Genomic DNA, 20463 nt, shown 5'->3' with positions numbered 1-20463 from the left:
GTCCCGATCAGGTGCGACTTGTGGTGTTCATGTGGCCAAACAGCACAGTTGGGGTGCACAATGTGCTCACGCGTACCGGGAGGCGGCACGAGCCACCTGACCAGCGCAGCTCGCGAGGTCGTAGGGGAAGACGCCCCTCGTCGAGTAGCGGAGGTCAGCAGTGAGCACCCGTGGCAACACCCGTGGCGTGGTGTACGTCCACTCGTCGCCGTCTGCGGTCTGTCCGCACGTCGAGTGGGCTATTTCGGGCACCCTGGGTGCCCGAGTCGAGTTGAAGTGGACGGCGCAGCCCGCCAGTCCAGGACAGCTCCGCGCCGAATGTGGTTGGCGTGCGCCTTCGGGCACCGGCGCAAAGCTGGCGTCCGCGCTCAAGGCGTGGCCGATGATCCGGTTCGAAGTCACCGAAGAGCCCAGTGCGGGGGTCGACGGGGAGAGGTTCTGTTTCGCTCCGGGCCTCGGCCTGTGGCACGGCAGGACCAGTGCCAACGGCGACATCGTCGTGGGCGAAGACCAGCTGCGCGCGCTCGTGAGCAAAGTGCGCACCGGCGAATCGCTGGCGCACAAGCTCGACGAGCTCCTCGCCGCCAATTGGGACGAAGCGCTCGAACCGTACCGGCACGCCGGTGACGGTGCTCCGGTCACCTGGCTGCACCAGGTCGGGTAGACGGCGTGAAGGCGGAAGAGGCGGGCGGCTAACCTTTCAGGGTGACCGCCCAGCCTCGCCCCATCTCTCGCCAGCGGTGGCTGATCCCCGTCCTCGTGGTGGTGATCTCCCTGACCGTCGGAGTCGGGCTGCTGGCGCGCGATCGCTACCTCCGCCCGGAGGCCGCGCCCACCGAACCGGCCGTCAGCGACCCGCCGTCGCCGGTCGCCCCGGAGGCGCAGCCCGGATCGCCCGCCGTCGAGGTGACGCCCGATGTCGTGGCGCATCCCCAGTACCAGAGCGTCCGGCAGGTGCTGCAGGGGTACTTCGACTCCATCAACGACCGCGACTATCTAAAGTGGACTTCGGCGGTCACCAGGGAACGGGCCAAGACCAAGACCGCGTCGGAGTGGAAGAAGGACTATCAGTCCACTCGGGACGGCAATATCCTCGTCTACCGCATCGAGCCGGGCGCGCCGAGCACGCTCCGGGTCCTCGTCGCCTTCACCAGCACACAGGACGTCGACGACGCGCCGGTGTACCTGCCGGAGGGGTGCATCCGCTGGCGACTGGTGCTGCCGCTGAGGCTGGAGAGCGGATCCTGGCGGGTCGACACCACCGAAGGCGGCACCAACCCCGAACACGAAAGATGCTGAAGTAGGGGTCGACATGGTCCCCCAGGCTGACGCGTGCGGGAGCCGGGGCCGAATAGAGTCGCGCCATGGCAATTGATCAGCCGGCCCTGCTGACCGACGCCTCGAGGGGACTCTCCAGCGAAGAGGTCGCCGAACGTGTCGCCGCGGGCCGGACCAACACGGTCTCCACGAAGACCAGCCGGACCACCGGCGAGATCATCCGCGCGAACGTCTTCACCCGGATCAACGCGATCTACGGCGTGCTGTTCGCCCTCATCCTGTCGACGGGGTACTTCATCGACGGGCTGTTCGGCGGACTGATCATCGTCAACAGCGCGGTCGGCATCATCCAGGAACTCCGGGCGAAACGGACCTTGGAACGGCTCGCCATCGTGGGACAGGCGAAGCCGACCGTCCGCCGCGACGGGCGGAGCGCCGAGATCGCCCCGGAAGACGTCGTGCTCGGCGACCTCGTCGAACTGGGGCCTGGCGACAAGATCGTCGTCGACGGCCCGACACTGACGGCCGACGCGCTGGAGATCGACGAGTCACTGCTGACCGGGGAATCCGATCCGGTGGTCAAGCAGCCCGGCGACAAGGTGCTCTCCGGCAGCTTCGTCGTCGCGGGCAGCGGCACCTACCGCGCGGACATCATCGGCGACGAGTCCTACGCCGCGAAACTGGCCGCGGAGGCCAGCAAGTTCACGCTGGTGAAGTCGGAACTGCGGCAGGGCATCGACAAGATCCTCAAGTTCATCACGTATCTGCTCATCCCGGCGGGCGCGCTGACCATCTACAACCAGCTCGCGGGCGACCAGGCGTGGCCGGACGCGTTGCGCGGCATGGTCGCGGCGCTGGTGCCGATGGTGCCCGAGGGTCTGGTGCTGATGACGAGCGTCGCGCTCGCGGTCGGCGTCATCCGGCTCGGCAAGCGCCAGTGCCTGGTGCAGGAACTTCCGGCGATCGAGGGGCTCGCCCGGGTCGACGTGGTGTGCGCGGACAAGACCGGGACGCTCACCGAGAACGCGATGCGGCTCTCCGAGGTCCGGGAAATCACCCCCGGCCACCCGGTGGATGACGCGCTGGCCGCGCTCGCCGCCGCCGATCCCCGGCCGAACGCGAGCCTGCAAGCCATCGCGGAGGCACACGGGACCGATCCGGGCTGGCGGGTTTTCACGACGATGCCGTTCTCCTCGGCGCGTAAGTGGAGTGGTGCGTCCTTCGGGGCCGACGGCGACTGGGTGCTCGGCGCGGCCGACGTTCTGATGCCCGAGGGGGAGCACCGGGCGGAGGCCGAGAAGATCGGCTCACGCGGTTTGCGCGTCCTGCTGCTGGGCCGTGCCGAACGGGCCGTCGACGCGGCCGAGGGGCCTGGCGACATCGAACCGGTCGCGCTCGTGGTGCTGGAGCAAAAGGTCCGCCCGGACGCGAAGGACACTTTGGACTTCTTCGCGCACCAGGATGTCGCGGTCAAGGTCATCTCCGGCGACAACGCCATCTCCGTCGGCGCCGTCGCGGGGACGCTCGACCTGCCGGGCGCGGACAAACCCGTCGACGCGCGGACGCTGCCGGACGACGCCGAAAAGCTGGCCGACACCGTAGAGGAGCGCGCCGTCTTCGGCCGTGTGACGCCGCTGCAGAAACGCGCGATGGTCGGTGCCCTGCAGTCGAAAGGCCACACCGTCGCGATGACCGGTGACGGCGTCAACGACGTCCTCGCGCTGAAGGACGCGGACATCGGCGTCGCCATGGGCGCCGGCAGCCCGGCCACCCGCGCGGTCGCGCAGATCGTGCTGCTGGACGACAAGTTCGCCACCTTGCCGCATGTCGTCGCCGAGGGGCGGCGGGTGATCGGCAACATCGAGCGCGTCTCGAACCTGTTCCTCACCAAGACGGTCTACTCGGTGCTGCTGGCGCTGATGGTCGGCATCGCGCAGGTACCGTTCCCGTTCCTGCCGCGGCACATCACGATCACCGCGTGGTTCACGATCGGCCTGCCCGCCTTCGTGCTCTCGCTGGCGCCGAACAACGAACGCGCCCGCTCCGGCTTCGTCGGCAGGGTGATGCGGATGGCCGTTCCGGCCGGGCTGGTCATCGCCACGGCGACGTTCCTGAGCTACCTGCTGGTGTACAAGGGATCCGGACAGTCCGAAGTGGACAAGATCCAGGCGGGGACGACCGCGCTGATCACGCTCATCGCGATCGCGCTGTGGGTGCTCGGGATCGTCGCGCGGCCGTACAGGTGGTGGAAGATCCTGCTGATCGGCGGGATGGTCGTGCTGACGCTCGCGATCTTCCTGATCCCGTTCACACAGAAGTTCTTCGCGCTGGACCCGAGCGTGAGCGCGTACACGCTCTCGGCGTTCGCCTGCGCCGGGGTGGGGATCGTGCTGGTGGAGGCCGCCTGGTGGATCGGGCGGCATCTGGTGAAGCGCTCGGAGGCCTGACCGCCGGCTCGGCCTCATCCCGCGTTCCACTCGGGCGTGTGCCGGGGGGCATGTCCCCCTGAATCCCGTGTTGATCAAGCTCCGCAACCGGTGTGACCCGCGACGATGTAGGAATCGGGACACTCAACGTCCCCATTCCTACATCGTCAGCTCACGCGGCGACGAGTAACGCCATGACCTGCGAGACCTCGACTTTGCCGGGACCCTGATTCTCAAAGTAGGGAAGGAGGCCTTCACCGCAGTGGGACATCTGACGTCCCAAAATCCGCACCGTTCTTCACCGGCCGTACGCCGGTACCCCTGAACCCCACGGAGGTAAGGGTCGTTGCTGCTGCGGCCGTCACCGCTGATCTGAGGGGGACCTTCCCCGCGTCTTAAGCGGCGAAGGCTCCCTTCACCGCGTCGCACGCGCGGAAAGTCCCCTTCAGCACCCCGGCACCAGCGGTACGAGGCCTCAGGCCGCCGGAGTGAACAGCAGCGCCGTGTTGTGCCCGCCGAAGCCGAACGAGTTGCTGATCGCCGCGGTCAGCTCCGCCTTGCGGGCCTCGCCCGCCACGACGTCGAGCTGCACCCTCGGATCCAGGTCCGCGAGGTTCAGCGTGGCCGGGATCAGGCCGTGGTAGATCGCCAGGATCGTGGCGATGCCCTCGACCGCGCCCGCACCGCCGACCAGGTGCCCGAGGGCGCCCTTGGGTGCGGTCACCACGGTGTGGTCGCCGACGGCCTTGCGGATCGCCGCCGCCTCGCCGACGTCGCCGACGACCGTGGAGGTCGCGTGCGCGTTGACGTGGCCGACGTCGGAAGGGGAGACCCCGGCCATCTTCATCGCCGCGCGCATGGCGGCGATCTGGCCGATGCCTTCGGGGTGGTTACCCGTGATGTGGTACGCGTCCGAAGTGATCCCGAACCCGCTCAGCTGCGCGTAGATCCGCGCGTTGCGGGCCCTGGCGCGGTCGGCCCGCTCCAGGATCACGACGCCGGAGCCCTCGCCGAGCACGAAACCGTCGCGGTTCGCGTCGAACGGCCGCGAGGCCTTCGTGGGCTCGTCGTTGCGTGTGGACACCGTCCTCGCCTGGGCGAACCCGGCGAGGGTGATCGGGTGGATGCACGCCTCGGCACCACCGGCGACCACGACGTCGGCCCGGCCGGTCCGGATCATCTCGTAGCCGGCGGCGATGCCTTCCGCTCCCGAGGCACAGGCCGAAGCGGGCGAGTGCACGCCGGCGCGGGCCTTCAGGTCGATGCCGACGTGCGCGGCCGGACCGTTCGGCATCAGCATCGGCACGGTCAGCGGGGACACCTTGCGGAGGCCCTGCTTGTGCAGGAGGTCGTTCTGCGAGATCAGGGTGACCGGACCGCCGACACCGGTGCCGATGGTCACCCCCAGGCGCTCGGGGTCCACATCCTGATGCTCATCGGTCGGCTGCTCGAAGCCCGCGTCCGCCCAAGCCTGACGCGCGGCGATGAGCGCCACCTGCTCGCACCGGTCCAGGCGGCGTGCCTGGACCCGAGGGAGGACCTCGGACGGGTCCACCGCGAGCGTGGCACCGATCTTCACCGGCAGGTCGAGCTCGTCGACCCAGTCGGCTTCGAGCAGGCGGATGCCACTCTCACCGCCGAGCAGGCCGTCCCACGTGGACGTGACGTCCCCGCCGAGCGGCGTGGTGGCACCCAGCCCGGTGATCACGACGTCGATGTTGCTCATTGGAGTCTCCCCAAGGTCGGCGCCATCAAGTACTGGTGACTTACTTGGAGTTGGCGGACACGTAGTTCACCGCGTCGCCAACGGTCTTCAGGTTCGCCAGCTCGTCGTCCGGGATCTTGACGCCGAACTTGTCCTCGGCCTGAACAGCGATCTCCACCATGGACAGCGAGTCGATGTCGAGGTCGTCCACGAAGGACTTCTCGGCGGTCACGTCGTCCTGCGCCACACCGGCGACCTCTTCGACGATCTCGGCGAGGCCTGCGAGGATCTCTGCGTTGTCTGCCACTGGTTGTTCCCTTCTCGGTGATGCTTTCGGCTGCCCCGCGGGCACGGCGCCCGCGGGGGAAGTATTCATCACGGGCAGATGAAGGTCTGGCCCGCGTAGGAGAGTCCGGCGCCGAAGCCGACGGCGAGTACGACGTCGCCCTGCTTCGCGGTGCCCGCCTTGCGCATGTGGTCCAGCGCGAGGGGGATGGACGCGGACGAGGTGTTGCCCGAGTACTTGATGTCGTCGGCCACGACCATGTCCTCGCGGGCGCCCTTGGCGCGCAGCTTCTTGGCGATGGCCTCGACGATGCGCAGGTTGGCCTGGTGCGGGATCAGCACGTCCACATCGGACGGTTCGAGCCCGGCCAGTTCCAGTGCCCGCAGCGCGATCGGCGCGATCTGCGTGGTCGCCCAGCGGAAAACCGACTGGCCTTCCTGATAGATCCACTTGTCGTCGCGCATGTAGATGAGGTCGACGTGCTCACCCGCGCTGCCCCAGGCGACCGGTCCGATCCGCGGGATGTCGGACGCGCCGACCACCGCCGCGCCCGCGCCGTCGGCGAAGATGATCGCGTTCGCGCGGTCGACCGGGTCGATGTGGTCGGTGAGCTTCTCGGCGCCGATGACGAGCGCCTTCTTCGTGCTGCCCGCCCGGATCAGGTCCGAGGCGACACCGAGGCCGTAGCAGAACCCGGCGCAGGCGGCGTTGAGGTCGAACGCGGCCGGGTGCGTGATGCCGATCCGGTCGGCCACCTGGGCGGCGGCGTTCGGGATCTGGGTGGGCATCGTGCAGTTCGGCAGGATGACCGTATCCACTTCGGACGGATCCACCCCGGCGTCGGCCAGCGCGGCGGTGCCCGCCTTGACAGCCATGTCGACCAGCGACTCGTCCTTCTCGGCGAACCGGCGCTCGACGATGCCGACCCGCTCGCGGATCCACTGGTCGTTGGTGTCCATGATCTGCGAGAGATCGTCGTTGGTCACGATCTTCTCGGGTTGGAAGCTCCCGACACCGAGGATGCGGCTTCCGGCGGCGCCCGTCGTCTGCCGCAAGGTGGATCGGTCGGTCACGAAGCGTCCTCCTGCCCGTGAAGCTTCGCCAGCTCGGCCGGCGTCTTCAGCGCGATGGTGGTGGTCACGGTTCCCTTGAGCTGCCGCTTGACCAGCCCGGTCAGCGTGCCCGCCGGCGGAAGTTCGAGCGTCGAGGTGACGCCCGCGGAGACCAGACCGTCCATGGTCAGGTCCCAGCGCACCGGATTCGTGACCTGCTTGACCAGCCGGTCGAGGTACTCCGCCCCGCTGGTGACGACCTGGCCGTCGGCGTTCGACAGCAGCGGACGCGTCGGGTCCGCCGGGGTGATCTTCGCAGCCTGGTCGGCCAGCGCCGCTTGCGCGGGGGCCATATACGCCGTGTGGAACGCGCCCGCGACCTTGAGCGCGCGGACCTTGGTGCCTTCGAGCGGCTCGGCGACGATCTTCTCGATCGCGGCGGCGGCGCCGGAGGCGACGATCTGGCCGGCGCCGTTGCGGTTCGCCGCGGCGAGGCCGTGGCCGTCGAGCCAGGCGACGACCTCCTCCGGGTCGCCGAGCATGACCGCGGCCATGCTCGTGGGCTCCAGCGCGCACGCCTTCGCCATTTCCGCGCCGCGGATGGCGGCCAGCGCGACGGCGTCCTCGGGGCTCAGCACCCCGGCGATGGCGGCGGCGGCCAGCTCACCGACGGAGTGACCGGCGACCGGCGCGTCCGCGGCGACCGGGGCCTCGCGCTGGAGGTGTTCGAAAGCCAGCAGCGACAGCGCCACGATCAGCGGCTGGGTGATCGCGGTGTCCTGGATCTCTTCGGCGTCCGCTTCGGTGCCGAGCCGGACGAGATCGAGGCCGGCCCGCTCGGACCAGGCTTCGACGCGCGCGCGGGCACCGTCGAGTTCAAGCCAAGGGGAGAGCATGCCGGGGGCTTGGGAACCCTGACCGGGGGCGAGGACTGCTGCTGTCACCCCACTAGGGAACACGCTCGGCCACCAAGGTCGTGATGCCGACGCTCACCAAGTCCGGCGGGCGTAATTGTGGAAACCCTCCAAAAGTGTCTTCCTGATCACTGTGCTTAACCCAAAAGCCTTGTCGGGTTCAACCAGCTTTCCCTATGAAGTCTATCACTGCGCAGAGTTACCAACGGGTTTACCAGAGCCCGCGGGCCCGGGCCAGCCGTCCGACCGTCAGCGCCACCTTCAGCACCCAGGCGTCGCGCGATTCGGCGGCGTGGCGGCCGGTGAGTTCGGCCGCCTTCCGCAGCCGGTACCGGACGGTGTTCGGATGTACGAACAGCGTCCGTGCGCAGGTCTCCAGCACGCCGCCGCTGTCGAGGTAGGTCTCCACCGTCCGCAGCAGCGCCGGGCCCGCCTCCTCCAGCGGCCGGGCGATCTGCTCCACGAGCAGGCGTTCCGCCTCGGGGTCGCCGGACAACGCGCGTTCCGGCAGCAGGTCGATCGATCTCGCGGGCCGCGGCGCACCGGGCCAGCCGACGACGGCGCGCAGGCCGGAGAGCGCCTCTGTCGCACTGTGGTGCGCCTCGGCGAGGGTGGGCACCGTCGGCCCGGCGACTACCGGGCCCTCCGCGAAGGCGACGGACAGCTTGGTGAGGATCTCGCTGTCCTTGACGGTTCCGTCGGTGGGACCGGCGACGACCACGACCAGACGGGACCCCTGCACCGAGAGCAGGACGGGGCGCCCCACCCGCGCGGCACGGCTGCGCACCTCGAACACGACGGCGGGCGGGTCGTCCGACGTCGGGGTGCCGACCAGCGCGGTGGCGGCCGCGGCCGGGTCCCAGCCGAGCGCGGCCGCACGGGAGAGCACGGCCTCCTCGGCGTCACCGCGGACGATGCCGTCGACGACCAGCGCCTCCAGCCGCGCGTCCCAGGCGCCGCGCGCCTCGGCGGCGGCCGCGTAGGAGTTGGCGGCGGCGAACGCGATCTCCCTGCCGTAGCGCAGGATCCCCTCGATCAGCGCGGCGCGTTCCCCCTCGTTCGCGGCGAACTCCGGCAGCTGCTCCTCGAACACCTCGATCGCCAGCCGCACCATCCCGACCGCCTGCCGCAGGCTCACCCAGCGGGACAGTTCGGCGGGCGCTTCGCGGAACGCCTCGGTGGTGAGGGAGAGCGCCTCCTTCGCGTCGCGGAGCCAGTCGACGAAACCGGCGGCACCCGCCTGGGTGATCAGCAGAACGCTCGCGCGCTGGTCGGCGGGCAGGCGGGCGAACCAGCTCAGCCGCTCCTCCATCACCGCCACGCTCGCGCTCGCGAGACGGCCGGAGGCGTGATCGAGCCGCCGGAGGGTCTTGGCGGACAGCCCGTGGTGCTTGGGCACACGCCGTCCGGAAGTCGCATCAGCCATGATCGGCCGATCCTAGTCCGCCCGGCCGAGATGGCCCTCGTCCTGCGGCCGGACGGGCTTCGAGTCCGAAATGGACAGATATCGCGCGAGGCGCGGCGATGAATGGTGAAAGGTATTCGCAAATAACTCGAGGCCGCCCGGCGCTAGTGTTTTTCACCGCGCCGGACGGCCTCGTCTCCCCGGTCCCCACCGGTAGAACAAGTATGGGACTCGTAGATCTTTTCCCGCTAGTTCACTCACTCGATCGTGGGTCGCCGAGTTGCCGGTGACATGCCCGTGATCAACGATCCCTCGCAAGCCGCGCCGGTGTTCGGCGCGGACGCACCGAGGAGGGAGTTCGCCGTGGGCAAGCATGGAACCTTGTCGCCACACAGCGCGGCCCGAACTGGTCGGATTCCTGAACATCCTGCTCATCGGCTGGTTGATTGCGAAGGTTTTGTCAAGGGCATTGCAACTGGTTCTGTCGAAGATCGGACTCACAGGAACGCTCAAACAGGCGAATGTCGATGCGGGCGGGGGCCCCGTCGAATTCATTCTCCTGATCGCCTTGCGACTCACGTTCGGCGTATCCGGTGAGAGCAATCCGGTCAGCGCGCCGCTCGACGACACCACCGTGTTCCCGCCGCGGATCCTGGTGGCGCTGGTGCCGGTGACCGGCGCGGCCGAGCTCGGCCAGGTGAACATCGCGACAGCGGTGGCGGGGCCGGTTCCAGTGGCGATGCTCGCCAGGAAGCCCGTTCGGAGCAGCCGACGTCGCCCGTGGGCATCGGTCGCGTAGATTCCTGAGCATCCCGCGGGCCCGGTGATCGAGGAAGGCACCGGGCCCGCGTGGAGCCGACGGGGGCCCATCGCCGCGGAACACGTGGTGGCGGGCCCTTCGTCCTGTCCCGGGCGACTACTCCACTCATGCGGCTTTGCGAGCCGGTTCTGTTCCGCACCTCACACTCTCTGGGGAATGGCGTCGCGGCGGAGCATGTTGGAGCGGTAGACGGAGAGGGGCGCGGACGTGGACTTCCTGCTGCACAACGGTGTCACGGTGCTCGGACAGTGGATCTCCTTCGCCGAACTGGCGGGGCAGATCTTCGCGCTGGCCGTGGTCTTCCTGGCACAACGCCGCACGCTGTGGACCTGGCCGGTCCAGGTCGGCGCCACCGTGCTGCTGTTCTCCGTCTACCTTTCCGCCCACCTCGGCGGGCTCGCCACCAGGCAGATCGCGATCCTCGCCATCTCGATCTACGGCTGGTGGGCGTGGTCCCGCCACAGCGACCCGGTCTACGGCGTCGTCGTCCGCAAGGGCCGTCTCGCCGAGCGGTTGACGATGATCGGCGCGTTCGCGATCGGCACCACCGCGATGGCGCTGGTGCTCGACGCGCTGAACGCCTCGTGGGCGCCATGGCCGGACGCCGCGATCTTCGTCGGGACGCTGGTCGCCTTCGCCGCGCAGGGCGCGGGTCTCGTCGAGTTCTGGCTGGTGTGGCTGGTCGTCGACGCGATCGGCGTCCCGCTGCAGCTGTCCTCTGGCCTGTACTTCTCCGCCGCGGTCTACATCGTGTTCGCCGGGCTGGTCGTGCACGGCTGGTGGAGCTGGAACCGCACGGCGAAGCAGGTCCTCGCCGCGTCGGCCGGGGCCACGGCGACGTCCGCCTGATCCCGCGTTTCGTCCTCTCGTTGCGGTAGTTGCACGTGCAACTACCGCAACGAGAGGACGAAACGCGACGGGGTCAGCGCGTGGTGGCGTGTGACGGCTTGAGGTCGTCGAGGGTCCGGACGCCCAGCAGCTGCATGGTCCGGACGATCTCGGCGCGCAGGATGTCCACGCACCGCTGGACGCCGCGCTCACCCCCGGCCATCAGGCCGTAGAGGAACGCGCGCCCGATGAGCACCGCGTCGGCGCCGCGCGCGATCGCGGCCACGATGTCGCCGCCGGAGAGGATGCCGGTGTCGACCCACACCTCGGCGTCGCCCTGGATCTCGTCGAGGACCGCGGGCAGCAGTTCGATCGGCGTCGGCGCGCGGTCGAGCTGACGGCCGCCGTGGTTGGACAGCAGCACCGCGTCGGCGCCGTGCTTGACCACGTCACGCGCGTCGTCGACGTTCTGGACCCCCTTGATCACGAGCTTGCCCGGCCAGGTCTGGCGGACCCAGTCGAGGTCGTCGAAGGTCAAGGTGGGGTCGAAGAGCTTGTTGAGCAGTTCGGCGACCGTGCCGTCGAAGTGGCTCAGCGACGCGAAGGTCAGCGGTTCGGTGGTCAGCAGGTTGAACCACCATGACGGATGCATCGCGCCGTCGACGAACGTCTTGAGGGTGAGCGCGGGCGGGATGGTCAGCCCGTTGCGGACGTCGCGCAGCCGCGCGCCCGCGACCGGGGTGTCCACGGTCAGCATGAGGGTGTCGAATCCGGCGGCCCACGCGCGATTCATCAGATCTTCGCCCGCCTTGTGATCGTGCCAGACGTAGAGCTGGAACCACTTGCGGGCCTCCGGCGCGGCGGCCGCGAGGTCTTCGATCGACGTCGTCGCCATCGTCGACAGCCCCATCGGGATGCCGTTGCGCTGCGCGACGCGGCCCACCGCGGCTTCGCCCTCGTGGTTCATCATCCGGGTGAACCCGGTCGGCGCGAACGCGAACGGCAGCGCCGAACGCTTGCCGAGGATCTCCCTGCTCGTGTCCACATCGGACACGCCGCGGAGGATGTTCGGGTGGAATTCCACGCTGCGGAAGGCCTGCCGGGCGCGGCGGAGGCTGTCCTCCAGCTCCGCGGCACCGTCGGTGTAGTCGAACGCCGCCCTCGGCGTCCGCTTGCGGGCGATCGTCCGCAGGTCGGCGATCGTGTGCGCGCTCGCCAGTCGGCGCTCGGTCGGGTTGAGCACGATCGGCTTCGGCCGCAGGATCTGCTTCAACTCGCTCGGCTTCGGCAGTCGACGCTTCGTCACACTCGCTCACCCTCTCTGTTCGCCCAGAAACATCCGATGTCTAACCCTAGCCGGTCCGACCCTGAACGCAATGAACGGGACTTTCATGGCAAAATTTGCCACGAAAGTCCCGTTCATCTCAGCGTCAGGCGCTACCGGAGTCCGACAACTGCGGCCCCGCGGCGGTGACGTCGTCGAGGCGATACTTGCGCGCCGCCTCCACTACCTTCGCCTGGTCGACCTCGCCGCGCTTGGCGAGCGCGCTCAGTGTGCCGACCACGATCGACTGCGCGTCGACCAGGAACTTCCGCCGGGCGGCGGGGCGGGTGTCGGAGAACCCGAACCCGTCGGTGCCCAGCGTCAGCATGTCGGTCGGCACCCACGGGCGGATCAGGTCCGGCACGGCACGCATCCAGTCCGAAACCGCGACGACCGGCCCGTTAACGCCGGACAGCTTTTCTGTGACGTACGGCACACGCGGAGAGTCGCCGGGGTGCAGCAGGTTGTCGTGGTCGATCGCGACGGCCTCGCGCCGCAGCTCGGTCCACGACGTCGCCGACCACACGGCCGCGCGTACGCCCCACTCCTCGGCGAGCATCCGCTGCGCGCGGAGCGCGTCCGGCATGGTGACGCCGGACACCAGGATCTGCGCCTCCGGACCGTCGCCAGACGGGCCGTCGGCGTAGCGGTACAGACCCTTGAGCAGGCCGTCGACGTCGAGGTTCTCCGGCTCGGCGGGCTGCTGGTACGGCTCGTTGTAGATCGTCATGTAGTAGAAGATGTTTTCGCCGTTGCCGTCCGGCCCGGTCTCGCCGTACATCCGGCGCAGACCGTCCCGCACGATGTGGGCGATCTCGAACGACCACGCCGCGTCGTAGGCGACGACGGCCGGGTTGGTCGCCGCAAGCAGCAGCGAGTGCCCGTCGGCGTGCTGCAGGCCCTCACCGGTCAGCGTGGTGCGGCCGGCGGTGGCGCCGAGCACGAAGCCGCGGGCCATCTGGTCCGCCGCCGCGTAGAGGCCGTCACCGGTCCGCTGGAACCCGAACATCGAGTAGAAGATGTAGATCGGGATCATCGGCTCGCCGTGCGTGGCGTAAGAGGTGCCCACGGCGGTGAACGACGCGGTGGAGCCCGCCTCGTTGATGCCCTCGTGCAGGATGACGCCCTTTTCGGACTCCTTGTAGGCCAGCATCAGGCTCGCGTCGACCGACGTGTACGTCTGGCCGTGCGGGTTGTAGATCTTGGCCGTCGGAAACATCGAGTCGAGGCCGAAGGTGCGGGCCTCGTCCGGGATGATCGGGACGATCCGCTTGCCGATCTCGGAGTCCTTCGCCAGCTCGCGGACGAGCCGGACGAACGCCATCGTGGTGGCGACCTCCTGCTTGCCCGAGCCCTTGCGGATGCCTTCGTAGACCTTGTCGCCGGGCAGTACGAGCGCCTTCGAGGCCTTCGGACGACGCTCCGGCAGGAACCCGCCGAGCGCCTTGCGGCGGCCGATCATGTACTCGATCTCCGCCGAGTCCTTGCCAGGGTGGTAGTACGGCGGCAGCTTCGGGTCACGCTCGAGTTCCTCGTCGCTGATCGGGATGCGCTGGGCGTCCCGGAACAGCTTGAGGTCGTCGAGGGTGAGCTTCTTCATCTGGTGCGTGGCGTTGCGGCCCTCGAAGGACGGACCGAGGCCGTAGCCCTTGATGGTGTGCGCCAGGATCACCGTCGGCTGGCCGTGGTGCTCCAGCGACGATTTGTAGGCCGCGTAGACCTTGCGGTAGTCGTGGCCGCCGCGCTTGAGGTTCCAGACGTCGGCGTCGGTGAGGTCCTTGACCAGTTCCTTGGTCCGCGGGTCGCGGCCGAAGAAGTGCTCGCGGACGAAGGCGCCGTCGTTGGCCTTGTAGGTCTGGAAGTCGCCGTCCGGCGTGGTGTTCATGAGGTTGACCAGCGCGCCGTCGCGGTCCGCGTGCAGCAGCGAGTCCCACTCGCGGCCCCAGATGACCTTGATGACGTTCCAGCCGGCGCCGCGGAAGTACGACTCCAGCTCCTGGATGATCTTGCCGTTGCCGCGCACCGGGCCGTCGAGCCGCTGCAGGTTGCAGTTGATCACGAAGGTCAGGTTGTCGAGGCCCTCGCCCGCGGCCACGTGGATGAGGCCGCGCGATTCCGGCTCGTCCATCTCGCCGTCGCCGAGGAACGCCCAGACGTGCTGGTCGGTGGTGTCCTTGAGGCCGCGATCGCGCAGGTAGCGGTTGAACCGGGCCTGGTAGATCGCGTTCATCGGGCCGAGCCCCATGGACACGGTCGGGTTCTCCCAGAACTCCGGCATCAGCCGGGGGTGGGGGTACGACGGCAGGCCGCCGCCCTCGCCCGCGTGTGAGTACTCCTGGCGGAACCCGTCCAGCTGATTCTCGGTCAGCCTGCCCTCGAGGAACGCGCGAGCGTAGATGCCGGGGGAGGCGTGGCCCTGGATGAAGATCTGGTCGCCGCCGCTGGAGTGGTCCTTGCCGCGGAAGAAGTGGTTGAAGCCCACTTCGTACAGCGCCGCGGACGAGCCGTAGGTCGAGATGTGACCGCCGACACCGACACCGGGACGCTGCGCTCGGTGCACCATGATCGCGGCGTTCCACCGGATGTAGGCGCGGTAGCGGCGCTCGATCTCCTCGTCACCGGGGAACCAGGGTTCGTTCTCGGTGGGGATGGTGTTGACGTAGTCCGTCGACGTCAGCGCCGGAACGCCGACGTGGCGTTCCCTTGCCCGCTCGAGGATACGCAGCATCAGGTAACGGGCGCGCTGCTGACCACCCCTGGCCAGCGCCTCGTCGAAGGAGTCCAGCCATTCGGCGGTCTCCTCCGGGTCGATGTCGGGCAGGTGCGCAGCCAATCCGTCACGGATGACACGTACGCGTGCCGGGGTCTCCTTGCCGGAGGCGCCGTCGTTCTGCGGGGCCAAGGGGTCTCCTTGCGAAAGGTGGTAGCTGGTTCTGCTCGTACGCGGGCGTGTTCGCCCTCCATCGTCGTCCTCCGGTTCCGTGCGCGTCACCGCTACTGATCGGTAACGTTCGCGGACCCGATTGCGACGCGCTTCGCGCGCGCCTGTATCGCGCGCGCGTTTTCTCCTCCACCCTAGAGCAGGGCATTCGGAGGCGCCCAAGTGCGCCTGAATTGACCTCGCGCGGGTGGGCCGAATGTCCGTACGCTGCGACACGAGTTGTTCAAGATCCGGTGTGGACGGTTGCGCGCAGCGCCTCACCAGTGTTCGCTAACGGGCATCGTGTACCCGAGTGTGGTGCCCGCCCGGTCGATCCGGCCGAGGCGACACCGCGCTCCGTCGTAGTTGGAGGAGTGACAGCAGTGGTCGCCGCGGGAGACGCTGATCAGAGCAGCGTCGCCGAAAGGCTTGGGATCAAGCCGGACATGGTGGTCCAGGAGATCGGCTGGGACGAGGACGTCGACGACGACCTCCGAGCGGCGATCGAGGAACAGATCGGCGGCGACATCCTCGACGAGGACGCCGACGAGGTCATCGACGTGGTGCTGCTGTGGTGGCGCGAGGACGACGGTGATCTCGGCGACACGCTGATCGAGGTCCGGACCCCCTTGAACGAGAACGGTGTGATCTGGGTACTGACCCCGAAGACGGGACAGCCAGGGCACGTCGAGCCGAGCGAGATCGCCGAAGCGGTGCCGCAGGTCGGGTTGGCGCAGACGGCCAACATCAGTGCGGGCCCGAAATGGGCAGGCACCCGGCTGGTATCGCCGAAGTCGTCCAAGACCAAGCGGTGACCTCCGGAGCCGTGCGATCGACACGATAGGGTTGTCGTCGCAGGCCCCTGATCGCTCTTTGAGAGGAAACCGCCGGTATGGCCGTCGAGGTCGGATCGCAAGCCCCGGACTTCACGCTCAACGACTACAACAAGCAGGCCGTGAAGCTGTCGTCTTTCCAGGGCGACAAGCCGGTCCTGCTCGTGTTCTACCCGTTCGCGTTCAGCGGCATCTGCACCGGTGAGCTGTGCCAGCTCCGCGACGAGTTCGCGGACTACGACGGCCAGGGCGTCCAGGTCATCGGTGTGTCCGTGGACACCCCGTTCTCGCTCAAGGCGTGGGCCGAGCAGCAGGGTTACCAGTTCCCGCTGCTTTCGGACTTCTGGCCGCACGGTGAGGTCGCGAAGGCCTACGGCGTCTTCAACGAGGCGGCCGGCCTGGCCACCCGCGGCACCTTCCTGATCGACAAGAACGGCGTCGTGCGGTTCGCCGAGGTCAACCAGCCCGGCGAGGCGCGCGACCAGCAGGCGTGGAAGAAGGCCGTGGCCTCCCTGGCCTGAGTCTTCACGGTGGTTCCCGTCCGCGGGTACCACCTCCCGGGCGCATAGCTCAGCGGGAGAGCACTCGGTTTACACCCGAGCGGTCGTAGGTTCGATCCCTACTGCGCCCACCGAAAACCCGGCGACACCCCGCCCCGGCGACGTGATGGCCGGTTACCCGAAGATCCGCTTCAAGTGGACGCGGCGGACCCCGCCGGGGCGCTCGAGGTCTGAGGTTCTCGCAAGTAGTCGACTACTTGCGCTCTCAACACGTGAAGGCCCCCTTCGCTCGACTGAGCCGAGTGAAGGGGGCCTTCACGTACCCCCAACCCCTGTGGAACGTCTTCGGTTTTCGGCGGTCTGGTCTGCCCCCTCGGCAGGCCAGACCGCCGGTGCGCCGCGCCGCGGGTGGCGAACTTTCGGCTGCACAAGAGAGGAGGCGGCCAGGACTGCCCAGATACATCAAGATCGGCGGGCAAAGGGGTGATCTCGGCGATCACGTAGAGCGACTACGCGCGTGTCAGCCGGTTCGCCAGGGTCGACAACGTGTAAGTCCCGATGCCCATGACGACTTCGAGGGCGTTCCGCTCGGTGTATCCGTGGCCGAGGAAAACCCGCAGTGTCTCGTCGTCCACGCCGCCAGCGGTTTCGAGCACAGCGAGCGTGAACTGTCGGATGGCTTCCAGGCGCTCGTCTGGTACGGGCTTTTCCGAGCGAAGTGCCGCGACAACGTCGTCGTCCGCGTGAAGTCGCTTCAGTTTGCCGGTGTGCATCTCGACGCAGACGTGGCAGTCGTTGCGCGTCGCCACGGTCATCACGACCGTCTCCCGCGCCACCGGGTCGAGCGTCGTCCGCTCGAAGCTCGCGCTCAGCTTCAGGAAGCCGTCGAGCAGTTCCGGTGACGACGCCAGGCGGGCGACGGCGTTGGGGAGGTGACCCAGATGCCGGATGGTTGCTTCCATCGAGCGACGCGAGGCTTCGGGTGCGGTTTCGAGGGTGTGCTCGGTGAACAAGGCTGCCCCTTAAAGTAGTCAACGTGGTTGATGAAAAGGTAAAGCAGGTTGTCGAACAGGGCAAGCGAGTTTCCGACGCGGCCGGATTCGAGCTGCCGCTCTTGCTGTTCGCGGGCTTCCGCTCGATCATCGACAGGCTGCACGTCGAGCTGGCCGAACAGGGACACCCCGAAGTCCGTCCGGCGTACGGCTTCGCCATGCAGGCGATCGGCCGCGACGGGGCGACGGCGAGCGAGATCGGGCGGCGGCTCGGGGTCAGCAAGCAGGCGGCGGGCAAGACCGTCGACAAGCTGGAGCAGCTCGGCTACGTCGAGCGCGCCGGCGACCCGGCCGACGCGCGGCGCAAGGTCGTGCGTCTCACCGGCCGCGGTGTCGACTCGCTCGGCCGGTCCGCGGCGATCTTCGAGGAGTTGCGCAAGGACTGGGCCGACGCGCTCGGCGCGGACAGGGTCCGCGCGCTCGAAGCCGACCTTCGCGCGATGGCGCCCACGGACGGCTTCCGGCTAGACGTCGCCGGCTGGTTCGGGGCTTAGAAGAGGCAACCCGGGTTCTGCGCGTCCTGGGAAAGCGAGCTTCCGTGCGGCAGCGCGTAGAGCACCGCCAGCACCACCCGCCTGGCTGAATGACGACTGGCGGCTCGACGTGTCGTACCGCGCGCGGACCTCCTCGGCAGCCGCGGCAGGCGGTGGAACATCGTCGGTCGAGTGTCGGCCGCGCTGTGGGCAGGTGGTCTCCCGTCCGTCGACGTCGATCACCGCGACGCGGCCGGGATCATCCCGTCACGGTGCCAGCTGTCGGGCTAGGGCGCCCGCAGGGTCTCCAGATGCCGCCGGAGCACCGTTCGCATCAGCTCCGGCGGGGTCCGTCCCGCCGACAGGGCGAGGCCGTCCAGCAGTGCGGCCAGCCGTTCGGTCTCGATGGCCAGATCGAGGTCGTCGAGCAGCCCGCCCGCCCCGTGCGCGCCTTCGAGCACCCGCCGGACAAGGGCGCGGACCCCGTCGTGCGTGCGGGTGGCTTCCTCGGCGAGGTCCGGGCGGTTCTTCGCGGCGGCCGTGAACGCCAGCCAGACGTCGGTTTCGGCCTGGGTCTGCTCGGTGAGCGGAAGCAGTTCGCTGAGCAGGGCCTCGGTGACTTCCTGTCGCCGTGCACGCGGTGTCGCGGGGTCGAGCAGGTCCGGGAGGTGTCCCAGCAGTCTCACCACCAGCCGGTCGCCGAGCGAGCGCATGGCGAACACGATCAGCTCGTCGTGCCCCTTGAAATAGTGCCGGACCGAACCGATCGCCAGGCCTGCCTCGTCCGCCACGCTCCTGAGCGACGCCTGCGGAAGACCGTCCCGCTGGATCACGCGGAAGACGGCTTCGGCTATCTCCAGGCGCCGGGCCTCGGGGTCGACGATCTTGGGCATGTTGCCTTTATAGCACGACCTTGCTATTTTATTTGGCACAGTCATGCTACAAAGGGGGAGTTCATGAGGACCTGGTTGTTGATCGCGCTGGCGGTCGCCGTGGTGGTCGCGATCGTCGTGCGAAGGCTGCGCGGGGAGCCGCTGGTCGCCCGCGACGTTTTCGGCGCGCCGGTGATCCTGATCGGGATCGGGGTCTACGGCCTGACCAAGCTCGAAACCATCACTGTCGTGGACGGTCTTTGGCTCGTGCTGGGCGCCTTGGTCGGCTGCGGCCTCGGCGCGGTGCGCGCCGCCACCACGAAGCTGTTCGAGCGAGACGGCGTGCTGTGGCTGCGCTACACCGGCCGGACGTTCGGCGTCTGGGTGCTGTCGATGGTGGTGAACTTCGGGATCGGTTTCCTGGCCACCGTGGCCGGGGCGCACCCCGACGCCAGGCCGATCACGCTGTCGATCGGTGTCAGCCTGCTGGGGGAGGCACTCGTGGTCGGCATGCGGGCGAAGACGACGGGGCTGCCGTACGCCCCGTCGTCCGACTCGGTGCTTTCCCGGCGCTAGGCCAGCTTTCCGACTTCACCCGCGAGGAGCGCGATCTCGTCTTCGGTGTTGAAGTAGTGCACCGAGGACCTGACCATCGACGGCAGTCCGCGCGCGGCGAAATCGAACTGGGCGGACGTCGCTTCCACGACGCTGACGTTGATCCTGGCCGCCGCCAGGTGCTGTTTCACTTCCTGCGACGGCGTTTTCGCGAGGCTGAACGTGACGATTCCGCACTGTCGCGCGCCCTGGTCGTGGACCTGGACGCCCGGGATCTCGCGGAGCGCGTCGCGCAGTTTCGCCGCGAGCCCGGCGACGCGGGCTTCGATGGCGGGCATGCCCCATTCGAGGGCATAGTCGATCGCCGCGCCGAGGCCGTGCACCGAGGCGTGATCGCGTTCCCAAACCTCGAACATCTTCGCCGTCGTATCGACTTCGTAGGTCTCGGGCGCGGTCCACATCGCGGAGTGAAGGTCGAGCATCGCGGGCTCGACGCGCTCACGCAGGCGAGGGTGCGCGTAGAGGAGCCCGGTGCCGCGCGGCCCGCGCAGGTACTTACGGCCGGTCACGCTGAGCGCGTCGCAGTTCAGGCGCGTGACGTCGAGGTCGATCTGGCCGGCGCTCTGGCAGGCGTCCAGCAGGAACGGGATCCCGGCCTCGCGCGCGACCGCGCCGATCTCCTCGGCGGGATTCACCAGCCCGCCCTGGGTGGGGACGTGGGAGACGGCGATCAGCTTGACGCTGCCGTCGATCCGGCGTTTCAGGTCCTCGACGTCCAGTTGACCGGACTCGTCCTCGGCGACCACCTCGACGACGGCACCGGTGCGCTTCGCGATCTGCAGGAAGGAGATGACGTTGCTCGCGTACTCGGACTTCGCCGTCAGGATCCGGTCTCCCGCGGTGAACGGCAGCGCGTAGAAGACCGCTTGCCACGACCGGGTGGCGTTGTCGGTCAGTGCGATGTCGTCGGGTTCGGCGCCGACGAGCCGTGCGGCCGACGCGTAGACGCCCTCGTACCGCTCGGCGGTCGCCGCGGCCTGCTCGTACCCCCCGATCAGGGCTTCTTCGCGCAGGTAGTCGACGACGGTGTCGGTCACCCGCGTGGGCGGGAGCGACGATCCGGCGTTGTTGAGGTGGACCACTTCCGCGCAGCCAGGCGTCTCGGCACGGGCACGGTCGATGTCGAAGTCCTGAATACTCGTCACCCCTAACTGAATACA

Annotated in this window: 19 protein-coding genes and 1 tRNA gene; 10 read left to right on the top strand and 10 right to left on the bottom strand. The window is 68.5% G+C overall.

Features of this window, described 5'->3' with window-relative positions:
- Positions 1-160 precede the first annotated feature (160 nt).
- From ACM6LU_RS27940 to ACM6LU_RS27930, 3 genes are all read left to right on the top strand, one after another.
- A complete protein-coding gene (locus ACM6LU_RS27940; RefSeq protein WP_145926758.1) occupies positions 161-664 on the top strand; it encodes a DUF3145 domain-containing protein in 504 nt (167 codons plus the stop codon).
- Positions 665-705: 41 nt separating this feature from the next.
- The gene (locus tag ACM6LU_RS27935) at positions 706-1299 is read left to right on the top strand and encodes a hypothetical protein (protein WP_414940741.1); all 594 of its coding nucleotides are present in this window, start codon (positions 706-708) and stop codon (positions 1297-1299) included.
- 65 nt (positions 1300-1364) lie between these two features.
- Positions 1365-3725 carry a cation-translocating P-type ATPase gene (locus ACM6LU_RS27930; protein ID WP_414940740.1) on the top strand — a complete coding sequence of 787 codons (2361 nt, stop codon included), beginning with the start codon at positions 1365-1367 and terminating at the stop codon, positions 3723-3725.
- Positions 3726-4179: 454 nt separating this feature from the next.
- Here ACM6LU_RS27930 and ACM6LU_RS27925 read toward each other — a convergent pair whose 3' ends face one another.
- The 5 genes from ACM6LU_RS27925 to ACM6LU_RS27905 all read right to left on the bottom strand — a co-directional run bounded on the left by ACM6LU_RS27925 (position 4180) and on the right by ACM6LU_RS27905 (position 9087).
- Positions 4180-5430 carry a beta-ketoacyl-[acyl-carrier-protein] synthase family protein gene (locus ACM6LU_RS27925; protein ID WP_414940739.1) on the bottom strand — a complete coding sequence of 417 codons (1251 nt, stop codon included), beginning with the start codon at positions 5428-5430 and terminating at the stop codon, positions 4180-4182.
- Positions 5431-5470: 40 nt separating this feature from the next.
- Complete coding sequence (locus ACM6LU_RS27920) at positions 5471-5716, bottom strand: acyl carrier protein (protein WP_004559006.1); 246 nt, start codon at positions 5714-5716, stop codon at positions 5471-5473.
- A 68-nt stretch (positions 5717-5784) separates the two neighbouring features.
- Positions 5785-6768, bottom strand: a complete 984-nt coding sequence (locus ACM6LU_RS27915) for a beta-ketoacyl-ACP synthase III (RefSeq protein ID WP_414940738.1) — start codon at positions 6766-6768, stop codon at positions 5785-5787.
- Complete coding sequence (locus ACM6LU_RS27910) at positions 6765-7691, bottom strand: ACP S-malonyltransferase (RefSeq protein WP_414940737.1); 927 nt, start codon at positions 7689-7691, stop codon at positions 6765-6767. Before ACM6LU_RS27910 ends, ACM6LU_RS27915 begins: the two co-directional genes overlap by 4 nt.
- Before the next feature lie 181 nt (positions 7692-7872).
- Positions 7873-9087, bottom strand: coding sequence for a PucR family transcriptional regulator (locus ACM6LU_RS27905; protein ID WP_414940736.1), 1215 nt, complete (start codon positions 9085-9087; stop codon positions 7873-7875).
- 352 nt (positions 9088-9439) lie between these two features.
- Between ACM6LU_RS27905 and ACM6LU_RS27900 the strand changes: the two genes are divergently transcribed.
- Together ACM6LU_RS27900 and ACM6LU_RS27895 are read left to right on the top strand one after the other, a co-directional pair.
- Entirely contained in the window at positions 9440-9865 is a 426-nt protein-coding gene (locus ACM6LU_RS27900) for a mechanosensitive ion channel family protein (protein WP_414940735.1), read from the top strand.
- 228 nt (positions 9866-10093) lie between these two features.
- Positions 10094-10735 (top strand): nicotinamide mononucleotide transporter family protein, encoded by a 642-nt coding sequence (locus ACM6LU_RS27895; RefSeq protein WP_414940734.1) that lies wholly within the window; start codon positions 10094-10096, stop codon positions 10733-10735.
- A gap of 73 nt (positions 10736-10808) precedes the next feature.
- Here the strand turns inward: ACM6LU_RS27895 and ACM6LU_RS27890 are convergent, their stop codons facing one another.
- Both ACM6LU_RS27890 and aceE read right to left on the bottom strand, forming a co-directional pair.
- Positions 10809-12020 (bottom strand): alpha-hydroxy-acid oxidizing protein, encoded by a 1212-nt coding sequence (locus ACM6LU_RS27890; RefSeq protein WP_414940733.1) that lies wholly within the window; start codon positions 12018-12020, stop codon positions 10809-10811.
- 124 nt (positions 12021-12144) lie between these two features.
- On the bottom strand, positions 12145-14940 hold the full coding sequence (gene aceE / locus ACM6LU_RS27885) for a pyruvate dehydrogenase (acetyl-transferring), homodimeric type (protein ID WP_414940732.1): 2796 nt from the start codon (positions 14938-14940) through the stop codon (positions 12145-12147).
- A 401-nt stretch (positions 14941-15341) separates the two neighbouring features.
- Here aceE and ACM6LU_RS27880 point away from each other — a divergent pair, with 401 nt between their 5' ends.
- From ACM6LU_RS27880 to ACM6LU_RS27870, 3 genes are all read left to right on the top strand, one after another.
- Positions 15342-15773 (top strand): DUF3052 domain-containing protein, encoded by a 432-nt coding sequence (locus ACM6LU_RS27880; protein WP_034311133.1) that lies wholly within the window; start codon positions 15342-15344, stop codon positions 15771-15773.
- Between the two features lie 77 nt (positions 15774-15850).
- Positions 15851-16312, top strand: coding sequence for a peroxiredoxin (locus ACM6LU_RS27875; protein ID WP_414940731.1), 462 nt, complete (start codon positions 15851-15853; stop codon positions 16310-16312).
- A gap of 38 nt (positions 16313-16350) precedes the next feature.
- Positions 16351-16422 (top strand) — tRNA-Val (locus ACM6LU_RS27870).
- A 378-nt stretch (positions 16423-16800) separates the two neighbouring features.
- Here the strand turns inward: ACM6LU_RS27870 and ACM6LU_RS27865 are convergent.
- A complete protein-coding gene (locus ACM6LU_RS27865; protein ID WP_414940729.1) occupies positions 16801-17304 on the bottom strand; it encodes a carboxymuconolactone decarboxylase family protein in 504 nt (167 codons plus the stop codon).
- A gap of 23 nt (positions 17305-17327) precedes the next feature.
- On the opposite strand from ACM6LU_RS27865, the gene ACM6LU_RS27860 reads away from it, so the two are divergent.
- On the top strand, positions 17328-17837 hold the full coding sequence (locus ACM6LU_RS27860; RefSeq protein WP_414940728.1) for a MarR family winged helix-turn-helix transcriptional regulator: 510 nt from the start codon (positions 17328-17330) through the stop codon (positions 17835-17837).
- Positions 17838-18103: 266 nt separating this feature from the next.
- On the opposite strand, the gene ACM6LU_RS27855 is transcribed toward ACM6LU_RS27860, so the two are convergent.
- Positions 18104-18709: a TetR/AcrR family transcriptional regulator gene (locus ACM6LU_RS27855; RefSeq protein ID WP_414940727.1), complete on the bottom strand. Its 606-nt coding sequence runs from the start codon at positions 18707-18709 to the stop codon at positions 18104-18106.
- A 63-nt stretch (positions 18710-18772) separates the two neighbouring features.
- Here ACM6LU_RS27855 and ACM6LU_RS27850 point away from each other — a divergent pair, with 63 nt between their 5' ends.
- A complete protein-coding gene (locus tag ACM6LU_RS27850) occupies positions 18773-19264 on the top strand; it encodes a DUF1453 domain-containing protein (protein WP_414940726.1) in 492 nt (163 codons plus the stop codon).
- On the opposite strand, the gene ACM6LU_RS27845 is transcribed toward ACM6LU_RS27850, so the two are convergent.
- Positions 19261-20439, bottom strand: a complete 1179-nt coding sequence (locus tag ACM6LU_RS27845; protein WP_414940966.1) for an aminotransferase class V-fold PLP-dependent enzyme — start codon at positions 20437-20439, stop codon at positions 19261-19263. The genes ACM6LU_RS27850 and ACM6LU_RS27845 overlap by 4 nt on opposite strands.
- Positions 20440-20463 lie beyond the last annotated feature (24 nt).

This window comes from Amycolatopsis sp. cmx-11-51 (genome assembly GCF_047608665.1).
Taxonomy (GTDB): Bacteria; Actinomycetota; Actinomycetes; order Mycobacteriales; family Pseudonocardiaceae; genus Amycolatopsis.
This window is presented reverse-complemented; position numbering and strand designations above follow the sequence as displayed.